The organism is Thiomicrorhabdus heinhorstiae, assembly GCF_013391765.2.
GTDB lineage: Bacteria > Pseudomonadota > Gammaproteobacteria > Thiomicrospirales > Thiomicrospiraceae > Thiomicrorhabdus > Thiomicrorhabdus heinhorstiae.
In genome coordinates, this window is the sequence record NZ_JACBGI020000002.1 from 35830 (window position 1) to 53517 (window position 17688).

Here is a 17688-nt window from a genome sequence, read left to right on the forward strand (position 1 = left end):
GCTGAGAGGCGACAAGTGAAGGGCAAAAGTCTTGACCGCAATAATGAATTTAGCTTTCAGGTAGAACCACGTCGAAAGCTGCATAACTGAGTAACAGTGACGTTTTGGGTTTTAGTGCTTAAGCACTTATGACTGTCATTACGAAGGTGTAGAAAACTATGGCACAAGAAAATATGCAAACTGAAAACGCGCATGCGCATATTGAAAATCAGGGATCGGCCGCATTCAGAAAAGAATATGCCGTTCGTGACGTTCAGGCAGGTGTGATCACTGCCACCATGGCGATTCCACTGTCGATCGGTATCGCCCTGATGTCCGACTATCCGATTCAAGTCGGTTTGGCGACCGTTGCCTTTGCGTCCTTTATCGGCTTTCTGTTTGCCTGGTTCCGACCCGGCAACTTTATCGGCGCGCCGGGAATTGCCGCCGGTCTGGCGCCGATTCTGGCGTTGGGCGTCGCCACCTTCGGCATCGAGAACATGGCGTTCATTATTTTCCTGACCGCCACCTTCCAGGCATTGATCTGGAAGTTTAACTGGCAGCGTTATCTGCTGATGGCCGTGCCCGGTTATCTGGTCGAAGGCCTGCTCGCCGGAATCGGCCTGAAGATTGCCATGAAATTTTTACCGTTCTTATGGATGCTGCCGGTCGGTATGACTGGCGGCGAAGAGTTCTGGAACGAATCGAGAATGCATGTTGTGATTCTCTCGATTCTCGGCGCTCTGATTTTCTTTGGCCTGTTCCAGCAGTTTAAAGACACCAATCCGGCCCTTCCCTACTTTGCGCTGATCGTCTTCGGCATTATCGCCGCGATGTTTGTCGAAGTGAAAATGCTTAAGGTCGAAGATGTCGAGTTCAATATCGGCCTGCCGATTCCAAGTTTTGATAGCGCCTGGATGTGGGTGTATGCGTTCTTCTTTGCTCTGATGCTGGCAGTGGTCGATGTCATCGAGCAGGTTATGAGCAACGCTGCCATCGAGAAAATCGATCCGTTGAAACGCACCTGCAACTCGAACAACTCGTTGTTGTCGATCTGGGTATCGAATATGGGCTCGTCCTTTTTCGGCGGTATGACCAATCTGGACGGACTGGCCAAATCCTCGACCAACCGTCTGGCCGGCGCCTATACCAAATTTTCGGTGCTGGTAATCGGTTTGTTGATTACCTTCTTCGTCTTTAATGTCCATCACCTCGATCATCTGCCGTATTTTGCGCTGGCAATCATTATGAGTTTTGTCGGCATCAAGATGGTTCTCGGACTGCTGCATATCGCCAAACATGGCCCTTATGCCATGCTGCTGGCTACGCTGTGCGGCGTGCTGGTTTTCGAAGTCGGTATTTTCGAAGGCCTGGTTATCACGCTGGTGATTCACGCGCTGATCTATTACGTCATCTTTAAAAAGATCAACTGTCAGCCAACCGGTTCGATCGTGCGTAAATATTTCGAAAAATTTAAAGAAGACGACAAAGAACTGAACTAATTATTCCGGCGACAAAATTTAAGAATCAAGAGGACAAAATTATGAGCAACCGTTACCCGATCAGCGGCACCGTTGGGATCGAATGGGACACCAATCAAAATGTCAGCGTCAGCGGATTCCAGCGGACTCAATCGGCAACCAGCCCAGTGACCCAACGCGATTTACGTGCGCCGATTGATACTCCGAACGCCAATGAAAGCTGTTATTGCGCTCCGGCCACCGAACAGGTCGCCAAAGAACTGTTCGAACGCTGGAACCAGGCATTGCAAACCGGCGAGCCGCAAGCGGTTGCACACCTTTACTGGGACGATGCGATTCTGCTGCCGACCGTCTCCAACGTGCCTCGCGTCAATCATGCGGAAATCGAAGACTATTTCCACCACTTCCTGCAATCGAAACCTTACGGCACGATTGTTTCGCGCAACCTGAAACAAGGCTGCAACAAACTGACCGATGCCGGCGTATATGAGTTTAAAGTGGTTAAAAACGGTGAAAAAGTCGTTGTACCGGCGCGCTATACCTTTGTGTACGAATTCCGCAACGGCGAATGGAAAATCAGCCACCATCACTCATCGATGATGCCGGAGAAATCGTTTTAAACCTAAGCGAGGGATCTAAAGCGCCATCGGCTTTGAATGTTTTGAGACGATTTAAATCAATGTCGTCTCAAAATAAAAAACAATGCAAATGAATTGCTCTGCAAGCGCTTTAGAGCAACTCATTTCTAAGAATCGGCCTTAATAGCGGTTTTCCAACTGCACAAAACGTGCGCGGATTTTTTTGCCTTTCAGCTTACCGTGATTCAATTTATTCAGCGCTTTTTGGCTGGATTTCTTGTTTACCGCCACAAAAGAACGCATGGCGGTGACATTGATTTTGCCGACTTCATCGCCGCTGATTCCACCCTCTCCGGTCAAGGCTCCGAGAATATCGCCCGGACGGATTTTCTGTTTTTTGCCGCCGTCGATCAGTAGAGTTACCATCGGTGCGCGACGTGGAATTTGATTTAATACTTCCTTGCCCGGCAATTCTTCAGTAACAATTTCCTGCCCCAGAACTTCACTCAATTGCGCGATTTTAAAACGCTGTTTTTCGGTAAACAGAGAGCAAGCAAAACCCTGTTTTCCCGCACGGCCGGTACGCCCGATACGGTGAATATGCACTTCGGCATCGTGCGCCAGATGGTAATTAATCACCATCTCCACCGAGTCGATATCCAAACCGCGAGCCGCAACATCGGTCGCCACCAGCACCGTCGCACTCTGATTGGCAAATTGGATCAACGCCTGATCGCGTTCTCGCTGCTCCAGATCGCCATGTAAGGCAATCACGCTAAAACCGTCCGCCGCCAGATTCTCTGTCAGGCTCTGAACCTCTTTTTTCATATTGCAGAAGATGACGGCCGACGTCGGTTCATGCGCCATCAGCAACAACTTCACCGCTTGCTGACGTTCCATATCGTCGGCAACCTGATAAAAGTGCTGGCGAATCACCGCTTCATCATGCACCGACTCCACTTTCACCTGTTGCGGGCTGTGCAAAATGTGGCTGGAAATGCTCTGAATCGCTTCCGGAAAGGTCGCACTGAATAACAATGTCTGCCGATTAGATGGTGTCTGCTCGACAATGGCATTCAAAGATTCTTCAAATCCCATTTCCAACATACGGTCGGCTTCGTCCAGAACCAACATCTGCACATGCTTCAGGTGCAACGTTTCCCGGCGCAAATGATCCTCGATCCGCCCGGGCGTACCAACCACAATGTGCGCACCGTATTCCAGCGATGCCGCCTGTGGTTTAAACGGCACGCCACCGCAAAGCAATAACACCTTAATGTTTTCAATGGCACTGGCAAGACGACGAATTTCAGTGGCAACCTGCTCGGCCAACTCGCGGGTAGGACATAAAACCAATGCCTGAACACGGAAGTTTTTCGGCTGAATGTTCTGCAAAATTCCCAGCGCAAAAGCCGCCGTCTTCCCCGAACCGGTTTTCCCTTGGGCAATCAAATCTTTGCCTGACAAAATTCCCGGTAGACTTTCCGCTTGAATCGGCGTCATCAGCTGATAATTAATGCTCTCAAGAGCGGTGAGCAATTCCGGGCGTAAGCCCAGTTCGGAAAAAGAAAGAGAAGTCATTGAGGAAAGCCTGCTAACGGCAGCTTGCAACACCGCCAACCGGCAACACAAACTGAGGTCTGAAATTAAAACACGATTATACCTGAAAAGGTTCAAACACTAGCGAGCTTGATGAACCGAAGTAATTTACGGTCGAAATCAGGGCTATAGTATTTTCTTCGGTCATTGTTTCCTTCAAAAGCCCAAGCGAAGCATAAATCACACATTTCCAAATAAATATTGCGCATGCCAGAAACGTATCTCTTAGCTTTTTTTAACTCTTTTCAAAAAACGATCTTCGCTGTTAAGAACAGGCACCAATAATGCTTTAAAACGACTGACGACGATCAACTTGATCACAATGTCGCCATTTTTTTAATCACCTTAGACCCAAAGGACCTTTTTATCCAATGTCACACCCCGCAAAAATGGGATACCAACCCTTAGTTGGATTCCTGCTGGGATTTTTATCCCTTCTTGTCGCACTTAGTTATTTTTCCACTCAACTCGCCAACAAAAGCCTCCTGCAAGCCAAAGCGCTGAGCAGCCTTGCTCAAAAGCTAAATCTCTCTTCTCTCAACGCCAACTCACCTGTCTTCTCTTCCGCTAAAAACAGCCTCTCTCGCTCGGGCCATCGCCACGCCTACCAGCCTCTCAACCTCCTTTCGCACATCAAGCACAAAACCGCACGCATCCGTAACATGATTCTCAAAATAGTGCATGCGAACCAAAACAGAACAGTTAATACAATTGAATTTGTACTCGACAAAGCACAACAGAAAATTCACGCCACCAGCGCGGTCGTAATAGACATTATTTTGAATCGTCACCTATTCACCACGAATAAGCGAACGATCAACGCCCTGTAGGGCGCTAAAAATGAAAAACTGACCAACAATCATAATCAAGGTCGGAATTAAGTCGTATTGAAGAATATCGATGCTGCTTTTGAAAAGAAACTAGATGAAGCCGAATTTCGAACTTGATTATGCAAAGAAAAGTTTTCCTTCGTCCAAGTTCCATCCAATGTTTAGCATTCACCGCTACATCAAATAATTTCCGGAAATTCTAAGCACGATCCGTTTCATTTTGACCTAACTAAAAGTACGGGGATTAGCTTGTACTTTTCGCCGAGCGCATTATAACGATAACTCGACCAAGGATATTCGGCGGGATGGCTAACCATATCGGCGCGAACTGGATTAAGTTCAATATAGCGATAACAACTCAACGCATAAGCCTCACTATCAATTAAGGTCGCCTTGTAACGCCCTTCCCATAAAGTCCCAGTGCGTTGGTAAGTGTGATTGAAATACTGAACATAATAGCGCCCAATCATCTGCATCGCTTTTGAAATGCCGTTTTCCGTATTGGGAGTAATTAGAAGATGAACATGATTCGTCATTAAGACATAAGCATGCAAATCACAATGGTGCTTTTCACAAGCCTGCTGAAGTTTTTCAAGATAGAAGAGATAATCCGCATCCGCATAAAAAATCGGTTCGCGATTATTGCCACGGACAATCACATGCTGTGGCTGACCGAGAATAGTAAAATGAGGAAGACGAGCCATAACAACACCTCTTTTAGTGTGGTCATGGCAATTTCACGCCTAAAAAATTAAAAAGCAATCGAGTCTGACCCCATTGCTTATCCTTATGATCCCATTGCTTAGTTTTCAGATATTGCCTTAATATTTTTATCTAGCTCAACCTTATCTATTTCACAATAAATCGTTCTAAGTTGGGCATCACTTTGCTTCTGAAGTAATGTAATTAAAGATTCTTCTATTTTCTTGTATGTATCTAATTGCTTGTCATATTCTATAAACTGCTTTACTTTTGAAGATTTTCCCGATTTTTCCAAATCACTTTCTCCACTATTGAGAAAAGAAGACTTTTTATTTCGTTCCTTAACAAAGTTAATAACTTCTTTATCTTTTAATAGAGGTGCTATTTTGCCTTCTATAAAATCTATTTTTCCATTAATTATATTCAAGCTATCAGTTACACTTCCAATCCCATCAGCCAGACCTTTTGCTGCAACATAAGCTGGTAAAGCACCAATAACTGCGCTTGCCACGGTGCCTGTTGTATTCAACGCTGCCTTAGCAATCTGTGAAGAATCAGATGCAACAGATAAACCCAATAGCGAACCTGTTCTATCAAATTGCACTGTAAAATTGCTGCTCCCCATAATAGGTTTCTCGTAATGTATATACCGCTGTTTTCCTAAAGGTAAATACATTGGAACTTCTTCTGAAACAGACTGGTTACAAATTCGGATAGCTTCAGCTTTATCTTTAAACTTTTCAGAAACTTTAAAGGTAACCGTTCTTGTCACAGCAAACAGTTTTTGCTCTCTAAAAGGAATACCCCCACACTTTTTCCAAGGATTAGAGGCATTGCATCCAATTTCGCTTTCATTGTCGTATACATAGAAGCCTGATGAGCATCCCGTTAATAAAATAGGAGCGGTTATAAGCAATATATTTAAAAATCTCATTCTTCCTCCATAAATCGTTTATAAATAATAATCCATAGTACAAAAAACTACCTATATGTAAAGTAAAAAAGCCACTCGTTAATTAAAATAAGTGGCTGATTATATTAAGTTTTTTTGACGTTCGATTAATCAGGCTACATTTGTATAATCCGTTTTGGCTTTGATTTCTATTGCAATACCGTCGAGTTTTTCTTGGGTGGTGGATGGGCGGACTTGTCCACGCTCGATGGTGAAGACTTGTTTTGCCGGTTCTTCGGTATTTACAAACGATTTAAAGCGTTTGGTGAATTCCGGATTTTCGATGGCTCGTTTCCAGTCGCATTCGTAGGTGTCGATAATGCCTGCCATTTGCGCTTCGAGTTGTTCGCCGATGCCGAGTGAGTCGTTAATCACCACATCTTGCAGATATTCCAATCCGCCTTCCATATTGTCCATCCACGTTGCGGTACGTTGCAGGCGGTCAGCGGTTTTGATATAGAACATCAATAGACGATCAACGTATTTAAACACCTCTTCTTTGCTCAATTTGGTGGCGAACAAATCAGCGTGACGCGGTTTCATACCACCGTTTCCGCACACAAACAGGTTCCAGCCCTCTTCGGTGGAGATCAGACCGATATCTTTCGCCTGAGCTTCGGCACATTCGCGGGTACAACCAGACACCCCCATTTTGAGTTTGTGCGGTGAACGTAGACCTTTGTAGCGGTTTTCCATCTCGATGGCCATGGTCACCGAGTCGTCCAAACCGTAACGACACCAAGTGGAACCGACGCAGGATTTAACGGTACGCAAGGCTTTGGCATAGGCTTGTCCCGATTCAAATCCTGCCGCCAGCAAATCCGTCCAAATTGCCGGCAGGTCATTCATTTGCGCACCGAACAGCACAATACGCTGACCCCCGTTGATTTTGGTGTAGAGGTTGAATTTCTTCGCCACATCACCGAGCGTAATCAGTTTATCCGGCGTGATTTCCCCGCCCGGCACACGCGGAATTACCGAGTAGGTACCGTCTTTCTGCATATTGCCGAGGTAGTTGTCGTTGGTGTCTTGCAGCGGAATCTTGTCTTTTTCCAGCGCGTAACTGTTCCAAAGCGAGCCGAAAATACTGCCTGCCGCCTGTTTACAAACCGGACAGCCACAACCTTTACCGTGTTTATGCAGAAGCTCATCGAAGGTTTTAATCTCTTCAACCTGACACAGGTGATACAGCTCCTGACGCGAATAAGGGAAGTGTTCGCAGATGTCTTTGCTGACTTCAACACCGCGTTTTTCCAGTTCGTTATTCAAGACATTGGTGACCAACTGAGTACAGCCTCCGCAACCGGTACAGGCCTGGGTGCAGGATTTAATATCCGACAGGCACATGGCACCGCCTTCTACCGCCGAAATCACATCGCCTTTTGAGACGTCATAGCAAGAACAGAGCTGAGCAGTATCCGGCAGAGCATCCGGCCCAAACAGCGCGCCTGCCGAGCCGTCGCGATTTGGCAGAATCAACATATCAGGATGTTCCGGCAGTTCCATGTCATTGAGTTTTAACTGCAATAGATTGCCATAGTCTTCGGTTTCGCCGACCAGCACCGCACCAAGCAGTTTTTTGCCGTCTTTGCTGACCACGATTTTTTTATAAATCTCTTCCGGCCCATTTTCGTAAACATAGCTCAGCGCATCTTCGTCATTGCCGTGCGGGTCACCGATAGACGCCACATTCACACCCATCAGCTTCAGTTTGGTGCTCATATCAGCACCTTCAAAACGGTTTTCATTGAGGTTCAGTTGGTCAACCACTACCTGCGCCATGGCATAACCCGGCGCAACCAGACCGTAAATCATGCCTTCATGCAACGCACATTCTCCAATCGCATAGATACTTGGATCAGAAGTCAGGCAGTGCGAGTTAATCACAATCCCGCCGCGCGGCCCCAGTTCCAGTTCCGCCTGTTTCGCCAGTTCGTCACGCGGACGAATCCCTGCCGAGAAGAGTACAATATCGGTTTCCAGCGTTTGACCGTCAGCAAACTCCATTTTATTAATGCACGTTTCGCCGTCGCTAATAATTTGCGTCGCCTTATTGGTATGCACCATTACACCCAAGTTTTCTATTTTGCGTTTTAGCAGAGCCGCTCCGCCTTCGTCCAACTGCACCGGCATAAGGCGTGGTGCGAATTCGACCACATGAGTTTCCAGATTCAGGTCTTTTAGCGCCTTAGCCGCTTCCAGTCCAAGCAGACCGCCACCGACTACGGTACCTATTTTGCCTTTTGACGCCGCCGCTTGAATGGCATCCAAATCTTCAATCGTGCGATACACCGAACACCCTTCGCGATCATTGCCGCTAATCGGTGGTACAAACGGATAAGAACCCGTTGCCAATACTAAACGGTCGTAATCTTGTACCAAACCATCATCAGCAGTCACTGTTTTTGCCTCGCGGTCAATTGAAACCACTTTCGAGTTCAGACGAATATCAATTTGATTCTCTTCATAAAAACCCGGCTTGACCAAGCTTAAATCATCGGCCGTTTTACCGGAAAAATATGACGACAAATAAACGCGGTCGTAGGCTTTACGCGGCTCTTCACCAAAAACAATAATTTCGTAATTTTGGCGCGCTTCGCTCTTAACCAATTTTTCGATAAAAGTGTGACCGACCATGCCGTTACCGATCACGACGATTTTTTGCTGTTGCATAATTTTCTCCATCCACCGCGGTTAGGCAGCGCTAGTAAACCCGGAACCAAATAGAACGGTATCTCTAAAAGTACTAACGTCCGCTCGGTTTTGTAATAGTTCAAATAGCCAATTGGCTTCATAGGTGTCGCCGTATAGCAGTACGCCGACGATGAGGTTGTTTTGTAAAACCAGCTTGCGGTAGATACCTGCTTGCGGGTCTCTGAAAATTAAGGTTTCACTGTTTTCGCCATCGGCATTAAAATCACCGGCTGAGAACAAATTAATACCCGTCACTTTCAGCATGGTAGAAGTCAAACTTCCCTCGTAAACCGGCTCTTTTTCCGCCCCCTGCTCCGCCAAAACATCGGCCAGAACCTTAGCCTGCTCGTAGAGCGGTGCGACCAGCCCGTAAGTTTGTCCGCGATGCTCAACACATTCGCCCAAGGCGTAGATATTGGCATCCGAGGTTTGCAACTGATCGTTCACCACAATACCGCGGTTGACCTCCAGCCCTGCTTGCATGCCCAGTTCCACATTCGGACGAATGCCGATGGCCATCACCAACAGATCGCAGGACAATTCCCGTCCGTCCTTAAGGCGAACACTCTGAATATGGCGATTGTTTTCATTGGAAATGATCTCGACAACTTCGGACTGCATATAAAACCGCATTCCCTGTCGCTCGGCTGAATCGGTCGCCAACTCGCTTTGCAACATGCCACCGGCTTCCGCGTCCATCTGAGCATTCATCAGCACGCTACTGCGGTGCACTACCGACACATCCATGCCCTGCTTTTGCAGACCGTAGGCGGCTTCTAAACCGAGCAGACCGCCGCCGATAATCACCGCGTGCGTGCCACCATCGGCGGCTTGTTGCATCTTATGCACATCGCCAATTTCGCGAAAACTCACGACTCCTGACAGATCAATATTTTCAATCGGCAACATAAACGGCTTCGAGCCGGTGGCGATAATCAGCTTGTCATAGTGATACGACTTACCTGATGAATCCCGCACCTGACGTAATTGACGGTCGATGCCGACAATTGATCGGTCGGTGTGCAATTCAATGCCCTGCGCGGCAAACCAGTCAGCATCATGTGTCATAATCTCGGCCAGAGATTTTTCGCCCGCCAAAACCGGCGACAGCATAATGCGGTTGTAGCCGCCATGCGGTTCTCGGTTAAAAACCCGAATCCGATAGTGATCCGTCAAAGCAAGCAGCTCATCCAGAAAGCGCGTGCCCGCCATACCGGCACCGACCATAATCAGCTCGGGCTTATTGACGCCTGCTGCCATTCCATGCACTCCGTTATTAATGCTCAACCTTGCGCTGTTTCTCATATAAGAAACGCAAGACTTCGGAACGATAGTGGTTGTAGGTCGGGTCATCTGCCAGCGCCAAACGGTCACGCGGATGCGGCAGATCGACCTTGAGAATTTCGCCGATTGTTGCTGCCGGGCCATTCGTCATCATCACAATCCGATCCGACAGCAGAACCGCTTCGTCAACATCGTGGGTAATCATAATCACGGTGTTGTTGAGATCTTTCTGGATTTCCATCAGCGAGTCCTGCAAATGCGCACGGGTCAAAGCATCCAAAGCACCAAAAGGTTCATCCATCAGCATAATCTCAGGCTGCATTGCCAAAGCGCGAGCGATACCGACACGCTGTTTCATCCCGCCGGAAATTTCATCCGGACGTTTATGCATGGCGTGATCCATATGCACCAGTTTCAAGTTGTACTCAATCCACTCTTTTTTCTCGGCGGCGCTTTTGGTCTTTTTAAAAACCTGATCGACCGCCAGCTCGACGTTTTCATAGGCGGTTAGCCAAGGCAGTAGCGAGTGGTTCTGGAAGACCACCGCACGTTCCGGCCCGGGTGAATTGACCTCTTTACCATCAAGCAAAACCCCGCCTTCGGTCGCTTGGTAAAGTCCGGCGACAATATTCAGCACGGTCGATTTACCGCAGCCGGAGTGGCCGATCAATGAGATAAATTCGCCCTGTTCGATTTTAAGATTGACGTCAGTCAGCGCACGAAACGGTCCTTTCGGAGTAGGAAATTCGATGCCGACGCGGGTAAGTTCCAAATGTGATTCAGACATATTTAATTTCCTTTTCGATTAGCGAAGCGCAACTGACTTATCCCATGAGACCAGGCGTTGAATGGTCAACATACCGCGATCTAGAACAAAACCGACCACACCAATCACCAATACTGCCACCATAATGCGTCCTAGCGAATCCGAACTGCCGTTCTGGAATTCATCCCACACGAATTTGCCCAGGCCCGGGTTCTGTGCCAGCATTTCCGCGGCAATCAACACCATCCACGCAATCCCTAGAGAGATACGAAGACCGGTGAACATCATAGGAATCGAACAAGGCAGTACGATTTTGCGAACATGCGTCCACCAGCTCAGATTCAATACTTGGCTGACGTTTTTCAGGTCTTGCGTGACCGTCGCCACACCCGCCGCGGTATTGATAATCGTCGGCCACAGACAGCACAGCAACACAGTAAACATCGAATTCAGGAACGCCTTATCAAACATCGGATCGTCGCTGACATACACCGCGGACACCACCATAGTCACCAGCGGCAGCCAAGCCAGAGGCGAAACCGGTTTAAAAATTTGAATCAGCGGGTTGAAAGCGGCGTAGGCATTACTGCTCAGGCCGATTACAATGCCGATCGGAATGGCAATAATCGATGCCAGAACGAAACCGCTCATTACCGTGACAAGACTGCGCCAGATTTGATCAAAGAAAGTTGGCGGTCCGACATAATCACGGACGCGAGGCTCATAGTTCGGATCTTTTGCCATGCGTGCCGCATTGCGCTCTTCCTGTCGCTGATAGAAAGCCGCCTCTTTTTCTGCCGCAGCATCGGCTTCATCACTTAAGGCGACAAACTGCTGGTACGTCTGCACCGGTCCGGGAAACTGGCCGAGAGACGTATGAATATGACTGGATACGCCCTGCCAGATAATTAAAAAGGCAAGTAATCCGGCAATCGGAAGACCGATACTTTTTACGAGCAGATTTACCTGCCCTTTGCGATCCTCACCGATAATCAATTTGTAGAATGGCTCGACAAAAGCCCACTTTAACGGATTCATTTATCTGTCCCTGGTTGTTATTTTCGTTCGGCTCCACAAAAGAAACAGGAGCCGTGAGGTTGAGTAGAATTACGGCTTCTCGTTGCCTTTCAAACCGATTTTCATGCTTTCAATATAGGCGTTCGGTTTTGAACCGTCATACGGAATGCCATCCATAAAGTCATCCTGCTCGCCACGGAAACCATCTGTTTCATACACTTCGGCAAAGTCGGATTTCTTGAACTTTCCATCGGAAATCAACTCTTGCACCGCCTTTTTATAGATATCCGGACGGTAGACTTTTTTGGCCATCTGTTTGTACCAGTCATCGGATTTCTGTTCGGAAATCTGCCCCCAGCGGCGCATCTGTGTCATATACCAGATGGCATCCGAATAGTAAGGATAAGTTGCGTTGTAACGGAAGAAGACATTGAAATCCGGCTCGGAACGCTTATCGCCCTTTTCATACTCAAAGGTACCGGTCATGGAGTTGGCAATCACTTTATAGTCGGCTCCGACGTAGTTCGGTTGCGACAGAATTTTTACCGCCGCAGGACGGTTTTTGTTGTTCTGCTCGTCCAACCAGTAGGCGGCACGGATCATTGCTTTGACGATGCGGATAGTGGTATTCGGATATTTTTCGTAGAAGTCTTCACGCAGGCCGAAGACTTTTTCCGGGTTGTTTTTCTGAATGGAATTATCGGAAATGACCGGCACACCGATGCCTTTAAATACCGCTTGCTGATTCCAGGGTTCGCCTACACAGTAACCTTCGATGGTACCCGCTTCCATGGTTGCCGGCATTTGCGGCGGCGGTGTAACGGATAACAGGACATCGGCTTTCAAAGTTCCGGAGGTATCACCTTTATCCGGCGCATAATAACCCGGATTCAAACCGCCGGCTGCCAACCAGTAACGCAGTTCGTAGTTATGTGTTGAAACCGGAAAGACCATGCCCATTTTGAATGGCTTACCGGCATCCTTATAAGATTTCACTACCGGTTTTAACGCTGCCGCAGAGATGGGATGAACCGGTTTACCGTCTTTCATTTCAACGCAGGACTTCATCGCCTCCCAGGTTTTATTGGAAACCGTAATCGCATTCCCGTTCAAATCCATTGAGATCGGCGTAATAACATTTGCCTTGGTGCCGTAACCGATAGTTGCGGCGATCGGCTGACCGGCCAGCATGTGAGCACCATCCAGCTGGCCATCGATAACGCGATCCAGCAATACCTTCCAGTTAGCCTGTGCTTCCAACTGCACATACAGCCCTTCATCTTCGAAATAACCTTTTTCATAGGCAATTGCCAAAGGCGCCATATCGGTCAGTTTGATAAAACCAAACTTAAGGTCTTCTTTTTCTGGATAACCCGAAGCTAAGGCCTGTGAAGAAACCGCCGAACCGGCCAAAGCGATGCTGGCGGCTAATACGGTCTTTTTCAAAAACTGGCGGCGAGAATGCGAACCCATAACTAAATACTCCCTTTAAAAATGTATTTGGAGTTGAGCTTTGCAAAAACTGCAGGCAAAAAAAAACGCCCATAGAATCCCCGCAATAATGCGAAGTTCTATGAGCGTCTGCACTCAACAACTTGCCAAACCTAAAGCGATTTTGATGCCAACTTTTAATTAGAAGTATAAATACGCCATTTAAAAAGCATCAAAAGAAGCTTTTTCGATTTTCAATTCAATTTTTTAAATACTTTTCTGAACCATTATGAATCACTGGCACCACAATAAAACATATCTTCGGCCAAATCGATTCCATCCATCGACCATGGTTCTGCGTGCTGCCCTTCAACTTTATAATTACTGTCCGGCAACTTGACACCCAAGGCCTGAACGGTATCGCGATAGAAATCGGTCAAATAACTTTGCTCGGCAATTGCCTGCGCATCCATCTCTTCATTAAGTTGTCCGCAAGCCTGCATCTGCTCGACAATCCATACCGCGTGCGACTGCCATGGGAAATTAGCCTGGTAACGGAACGGCAAGGTAAAGCGTTTTACTTCGCGAACCTGAGTTCCGTCCGGCGACATGAGCTTTCCAGCAAAGGCGTTCATGATCGAATTTTTCGGCGCGCCGATATATTCGGGAGCAGTCAGATATTCAATAACCTCATCACGGTTCTGCGGTTGAGAAATCCACTCGCTGGCGCGATAAAGTGCGCGAATCAAAGCAGCGTGGGTTTGCGGATTGGCTTCTGCCCACTGACTGCGCACCCCCAGCACTTTTTCCGGGGCATTGTTCCAGATATCGTAACCACTGATCAAAGGAACTCCGACACCTTTTTCCAAAGCGTGACTGTTCCAGGGTTCACCAACGCAATAGCCGTCGATCAGATCCTCTTCCAGCGCTTGAACCACACTCGGTGGAGGCACGACCAGAATCTGAATATCGTTATCGACATCGATTCCGGCCGAGTTCAGCCAAAAACGCAGTAAATAGTGATGCATGGAAAACGGGAACACCACTGCCAGTCTCAAAGGCGCGTCTCCCTGCTGCTTACGCTGCTCGACCAGCTTTTTCATCGCAACCGCCGTCGCTTGCGGCTGCATAATCAATTGCGGCTCCAGCTTCTCCAGTTCCGCATAGATCTGGTTGGAGACACTGATGGCATTACCATTCAAACCAAATGAGTAAGCCGTGACCAAAGGCTTTTTCACACTGCCGACACCCTGTGATGAAGCCAATAGCATCGGTGCCAGCATATGTGCGGCATCCAATGCGCCGAACATCAATTTATCGCGGATATTCGACCAGGAAACCTCGCGGGAAAGCGTTACCTCCAAACCTTCATCAGCAAAGAACCCTTCCTCTTGAGCGATGATTAAAGGCGCACTGTCGGTTAAAGGAATAAAACCGATCATTAATTGTGATTTTTCGATTGTATTTAGCATTCTTGTTATCCTTATAACTCGAGCACACTGATAATATTTTTTGCCACTTCACCCATCGGCTTATTGGTCTCCATCGACATCTTGCGTATCGATTCATAGGCGTGTGCTTCGGTCGCCCCTTTCTGTTTCATTAACAAACGCTTGGCTTTATCGATCAAACGACTCTCTTCAAGTTCGTTTTGCGTTACCTTGAGTTCGTTCTTCAAAGCCTGATATTCGCGAAAACGCGCTACGGCGACATTCATTACCGATTTGACCCGTTCTTTATCGACATCACGCACGATATAACCGCTCACTCCCGAACGGATCGCTTCCTGAATGACCGTTTCGTTATCCTCGTCGGCAAACATCACCACCGGTAAAGGGTTGTGTTCATTCAGCAACGACATGCTTTCCAAAATATCCCTGTCCGGCGAATCCGTGTCGATCACGACCATATCCGGCATATAACGCGCAACCATAGCCAGCAGGTTCGGACCCGGCTGGACGCGCGCCACAACCTTGTATCCATGATCGGCCAAAGCCTGAGCCAACAAGGCAGAACGCGCCGATTCATTATCCACCAGCATGACTTTCATCATCTCGGCCATGAGTACTGATATCCTTTACTCATTACGATTTCCCACTTTAATTTATTATTTTTCTTTTACACATTTCATTAAACGCTTTTATAAGATATGCATAAATAGTGCCAAAAAAATTCTATTTCCAAACTTTTCTAATCGGAGTAGAGTTTTTTCTAGAGAGTATTTTTCAATACGCTCTGGCTTCAATTCCAACGGACATCTATAACCGTCTCTCTGTTGTCCTAAATTGACTGCAAGCATAGAGACACTATATAGAATCCGCTCGATTTGGGTCGGTTCATATCGAATAAAAATCAGAGGTGCTTTATGAAAACGATCAAATCCCTTCCATTTGCTGCTTTAATCGCCGCCGCTCTGGCTTCGCCTTTAGCGATGTCTGCTGAAAAACCGGTTATGGAACAACAAATCAGTTGCCAGCTTATGAAAGTCATTGCTGAAAATGTCATTAGCTCACGCCAAAACGGTGTTGTCGAGCAAGTTGTACAAAATCGAATTTCCGAAGTCGGCAACGAATTCAGTGGTGCGAGAAATCTTGCCAAAACCTATATTAACCGTGCCTACCAAATCCCGGTCATGCTGGACAGTGAAGCGAAACAGCAACTGATTGAGAGTTTCGGTGATCGCGCCTATGACGAGTGTGTCTGTCAGTGGCAGCCAAATAAAGGTATTTAAAACTAGTTCTAAAATCTGCTTTTCATTTCCAACCAACCTTCATATAATCTTATTAAGCGCTTCGAATGGTCGGCCTATAAAGCCGGCTGTTCAAACAGCCGATTCATTCGCCTTTTTCAGGCATGAAAATATCCAAAATTAAAAAATAATATTATTCTCTTTCCACTCGACCTGCATGTGTCGAAAAAATTAATCGGCCGCTAAACCTCCGTAACATAAGCTGCGTGTTTGTGAATGGCGTTTGTTTTATTAGCTGCGTCCTTTCCGCGACCCGAAGTGTCATAAATATTTCTCTGACAACACTGGGAATCTGGGCTAAAAATTCCATACCTTATTTCGTTATTTAATTTTGGAGGACAAAATGGAACGATTAAAAGAAACCGGCGCCATGATGGGTCGTTTAATGCAAGATATGCCGACCCAATTGAAAAATTTCAGCGGCTTCGTAAAAGTAGCGGAAGCCGAAGGCGCAATCGAAGAGAAAACCAAGCACTTGATGCTGCTTTCTCTGGGCGTTGCTTTCCAGTGCTCCTGGTGTATCGCGATTCATGTTAAAGGCTGTGTCGATCAGGGCTCCAGCAAAGAAGAGATTCTTGAGGCAGCTATGATGGCAGTCGTTATGGGCGGCGGTCCGAAGCTGATGTATATGGAAGTCGTTTACGAGGAATTGGATAAATACTTCCCTAACTGAGCGGATATTCGCTGAATTGGAGAAGCGGTATTAAAGTCCTGCCATGGCTTTGATATAGGCGGCTGCGCTGGAACCGAGTGCATTCAGATCGTAGCCGCCTTCCAAAACCGACACCACTTTGGGATTTCCGATTTCCGGCAACAAGGCTTTTAACGAATTCGCCCAAATCGCAAAGTCGTCCTCTCGCAGATTGATATGCGCCAGAGGATCGGCACGATGCGTGTCAAACCCGGCGGAAACCAGAATCAGTTCCGGTTGAAACTCGCGCAAAAACGGCCAGGCCTGGCTTTCCCAGAGCTGCATAAACTCTGCAGAACCGTCCCCGGCCTTTAAACCGAGTTTAAGCAAGTTAGCCACATCGGATTCAAGCGGAGTAAACGGATAGAGCCCTTCTTCAAAACTGGAAATCAGGCTGGCTTTCGGTTCCTGATGGATATAACTGTCGGTACCGTTGCCGTGATGCACGTCGATATCGAGGATCGCGACCCGTTGCAAACCGAATTTATCAAGGGCGTAAGCCGCTCCGATGGCAATATTATTGACAATGCAGAACCCCATAGGTTGATGCACTTCGGCATGATGCCCCGGCGGTCTGACATTACAGAAAACGCCGGAAGCTCGGTTTTCCATCACAGCATCGACTGCATCCAGGACAGCGCCGCTGGCATACAATGCCGCTTCGAGAGATCCGGGAGATAGAACGGTATCGTCATCGATTCGAACCACGCCTTCCTCGGGCAGATTGCGAAGCAGAACATTCCAGTAATGCTCGGTATGGACTCTGACGACATCGGCAACTTCCGCTTTACGCGCTTCCTTCGTCAGCATAAAATCAAATAAACGCTGGGCGATTAATTGATCTTCTATACGCGCCGTACGCTGGGAGTTTTCAGGATGACCCCATCCATTGTCATGCAATTTACATTTTGGATGGCTAATATAAAGAAACATCT

General features: G+C 47.4%; 16 protein-coding genes. 5 read left to right on the plus strand and 11 right to left on the minus strand.

What is annotated here, in order from left to right; translation table 11 throughout:
• The first annotated feature begins 158 nt into the window (after positions 1–158).
• Together H8792_RS01960 and H8792_RS01965 are read left to right on the plus strand one after the other, a co-directional pair.
• The gene (locus H8792_RS01960) at positions 159–1481 is read left to right on the plus strand and encodes a SulP family inorganic anion transporter (protein ID WP_194947467.1); all 1323 of its coding nucleotides are present in this window, start codon (positions 159–161) and stop codon (positions 1479–1481) included.
• A gap of 41 nt (positions 1482–1522) precedes the next feature.
• Positions 1523–2080, plus strand: a complete 558-nt coding sequence (locus H8792_RS01965; protein WP_194947468.1) for an SgcJ/EcaC family oxidoreductase — start codon at positions 1523–1525, stop codon at positions 2078–2080.
• A gap of 138 nt (positions 2081–2218) precedes the next feature.
• Here the strand turns inward: H8792_RS01965 and dbpA are convergent, their stop codons facing one another.
• Positions 2219–3619 (minus strand): ATP-dependent RNA helicase DbpA, encoded by a 1401-nt coding sequence (gene dbpA / locus H8792_RS01970; RefSeq protein WP_194947469.1) that lies wholly within the window; start codon positions 3617–3619, stop codon positions 2219–2221.
• Between the two features lie 389 nt (positions 3620–4008).
• Here dbpA and H8792_RS01975 point away from each other — a divergent pair, with 389 nt between their 5' ends.
• The gene (locus H8792_RS01975; RefSeq protein ID WP_194947470.1) at positions 4009–4467 is read left to right on the plus strand and encodes a hypothetical protein; all 459 of its coding nucleotides are present in this window, start codon (positions 4009–4011) and stop codon (positions 4465–4467) included.
• A gap of 215 nt (positions 4468–4682) precedes the next feature.
• Here the strand turns inward: H8792_RS01975 and H8792_RS01980 are convergent, their stop codons facing one another.
• The 9 genes from H8792_RS01980 to H8792_RS02020 form a co-directional block, all read right to left on the minus strand.
• Positions 4683–5171, minus strand: a complete 489-nt coding sequence (locus H8792_RS01980; RefSeq protein ID WP_228766890.1) for a transposase — start codon at positions 5169–5171, stop codon at positions 4683–4685.
• Between the two features lie 98 nt (positions 5172–5269).
• Positions 5270–6103 (minus strand): BAR domain-containing protein, encoded by an 834-nt coding sequence (locus H8792_RS01985; protein ID WP_194947471.1) that lies wholly within the window; start codon positions 6101–6103, stop codon positions 5270–5272.
• Between the two features lie 129 nt (positions 6104–6232).
• Positions 6233–8794 (minus strand): nitrite reductase large subunit NirB, encoded by a 2562-nt coding sequence (nirB, locus tag H8792_RS01990; protein WP_194947472.1) that lies wholly within the window; start codon positions 8792–8794, stop codon positions 6233–6235.
• A 21-nt stretch (positions 8795–8815) separates the two neighbouring features.
• Positions 8816–10075 carry an NAD(P)/FAD-dependent oxidoreductase gene (locus tag H8792_RS01995; RefSeq protein WP_194947473.1) on the minus strand — a complete coding sequence of 420 codons (1260 nt, stop codon included), beginning with the start codon at positions 10073–10075 and terminating at the stop codon, positions 8816–8818.
• Between the two features lie 16 nt (positions 10076–10091).
• Complete coding sequence (locus H8792_RS02000) at positions 10092–10886, minus strand: ABC transporter ATP-binding protein (RefSeq protein ID WP_194947474.1); 795 nt, start codon at positions 10884–10886, stop codon at positions 10092–10094.
• 18 nt (positions 10887–10904) lie between these two features.
• The gene (locus H8792_RS02005; RefSeq protein WP_194947475.1) at positions 10905–11903 is read right to left on the minus strand and encodes an ABC transporter permease; all 999 of its coding nucleotides are present in this window, start codon (positions 11901–11903) and stop codon (positions 10905–10907) included.
• Between the two features lie 69 nt (positions 11904–11972).
• Positions 11973–13355, minus strand: a complete 1383-nt coding sequence (locus tag H8792_RS02010) for a CmpA/NrtA family ABC transporter substrate-binding protein (protein WP_194947476.1) — start codon at positions 13353–13355, stop codon at positions 11973–11975.
• 245 nt (positions 13356–13600) lie between these two features.
• Positions 13601–14785, minus strand: coding sequence for a CmpA/NrtA family ABC transporter substrate-binding protein (locus H8792_RS02015; protein ID WP_194947477.1), 1185 nt, complete (start codon positions 14783–14785; stop codon positions 13601–13603).
• A gap of 11 nt (positions 14786–14796) precedes the next feature.
• A complete protein-coding gene (locus tag H8792_RS02020) occupies positions 14797–15375 on the minus strand; it encodes an ANTAR domain-containing response regulator (protein WP_194947478.1) in 579 nt (192 codons plus the stop codon).
• 303 nt (positions 15376–15678) lie between these two features.
• On the opposite strand from H8792_RS02020, the gene H8792_RS02025 reads away from it, so the two are divergent.
• Both H8792_RS02025 and H8792_RS02030 read left to right on the plus strand, forming a co-directional pair.
• The gene (locus H8792_RS02025; RefSeq protein ID WP_194947479.1) at positions 15679–16044 is read left to right on the plus strand and encodes a hypothetical protein; all 366 of its coding nucleotides are present in this window, start codon (positions 15679–15681) and stop codon (positions 16042–16044) included.
• Between the two features lie 361 nt (positions 16045–16405).
• Positions 16406–16735 carry a carboxymuconolactone decarboxylase family protein gene (locus H8792_RS02030; protein WP_194947480.1) on the plus strand — a complete coding sequence of 110 codons (330 nt, stop codon included), beginning with the start codon at positions 16406–16408 and terminating at the stop codon, positions 16733–16735.
• 30 nt (positions 16736–16765) lie between these two features.
• Here H8792_RS02030 and H8792_RS02035 read toward each other — a convergent pair whose 3' ends face one another.
• Positions 16766–17686: a histone deacetylase family protein gene (locus H8792_RS02035; protein ID WP_194947481.1), complete on the minus strand. Its 921-nt coding sequence runs from the start codon at positions 17684–17686 to the stop codon at positions 16766–16768.
• Positions 17687–17688 lie beyond the last annotated feature (2 nt).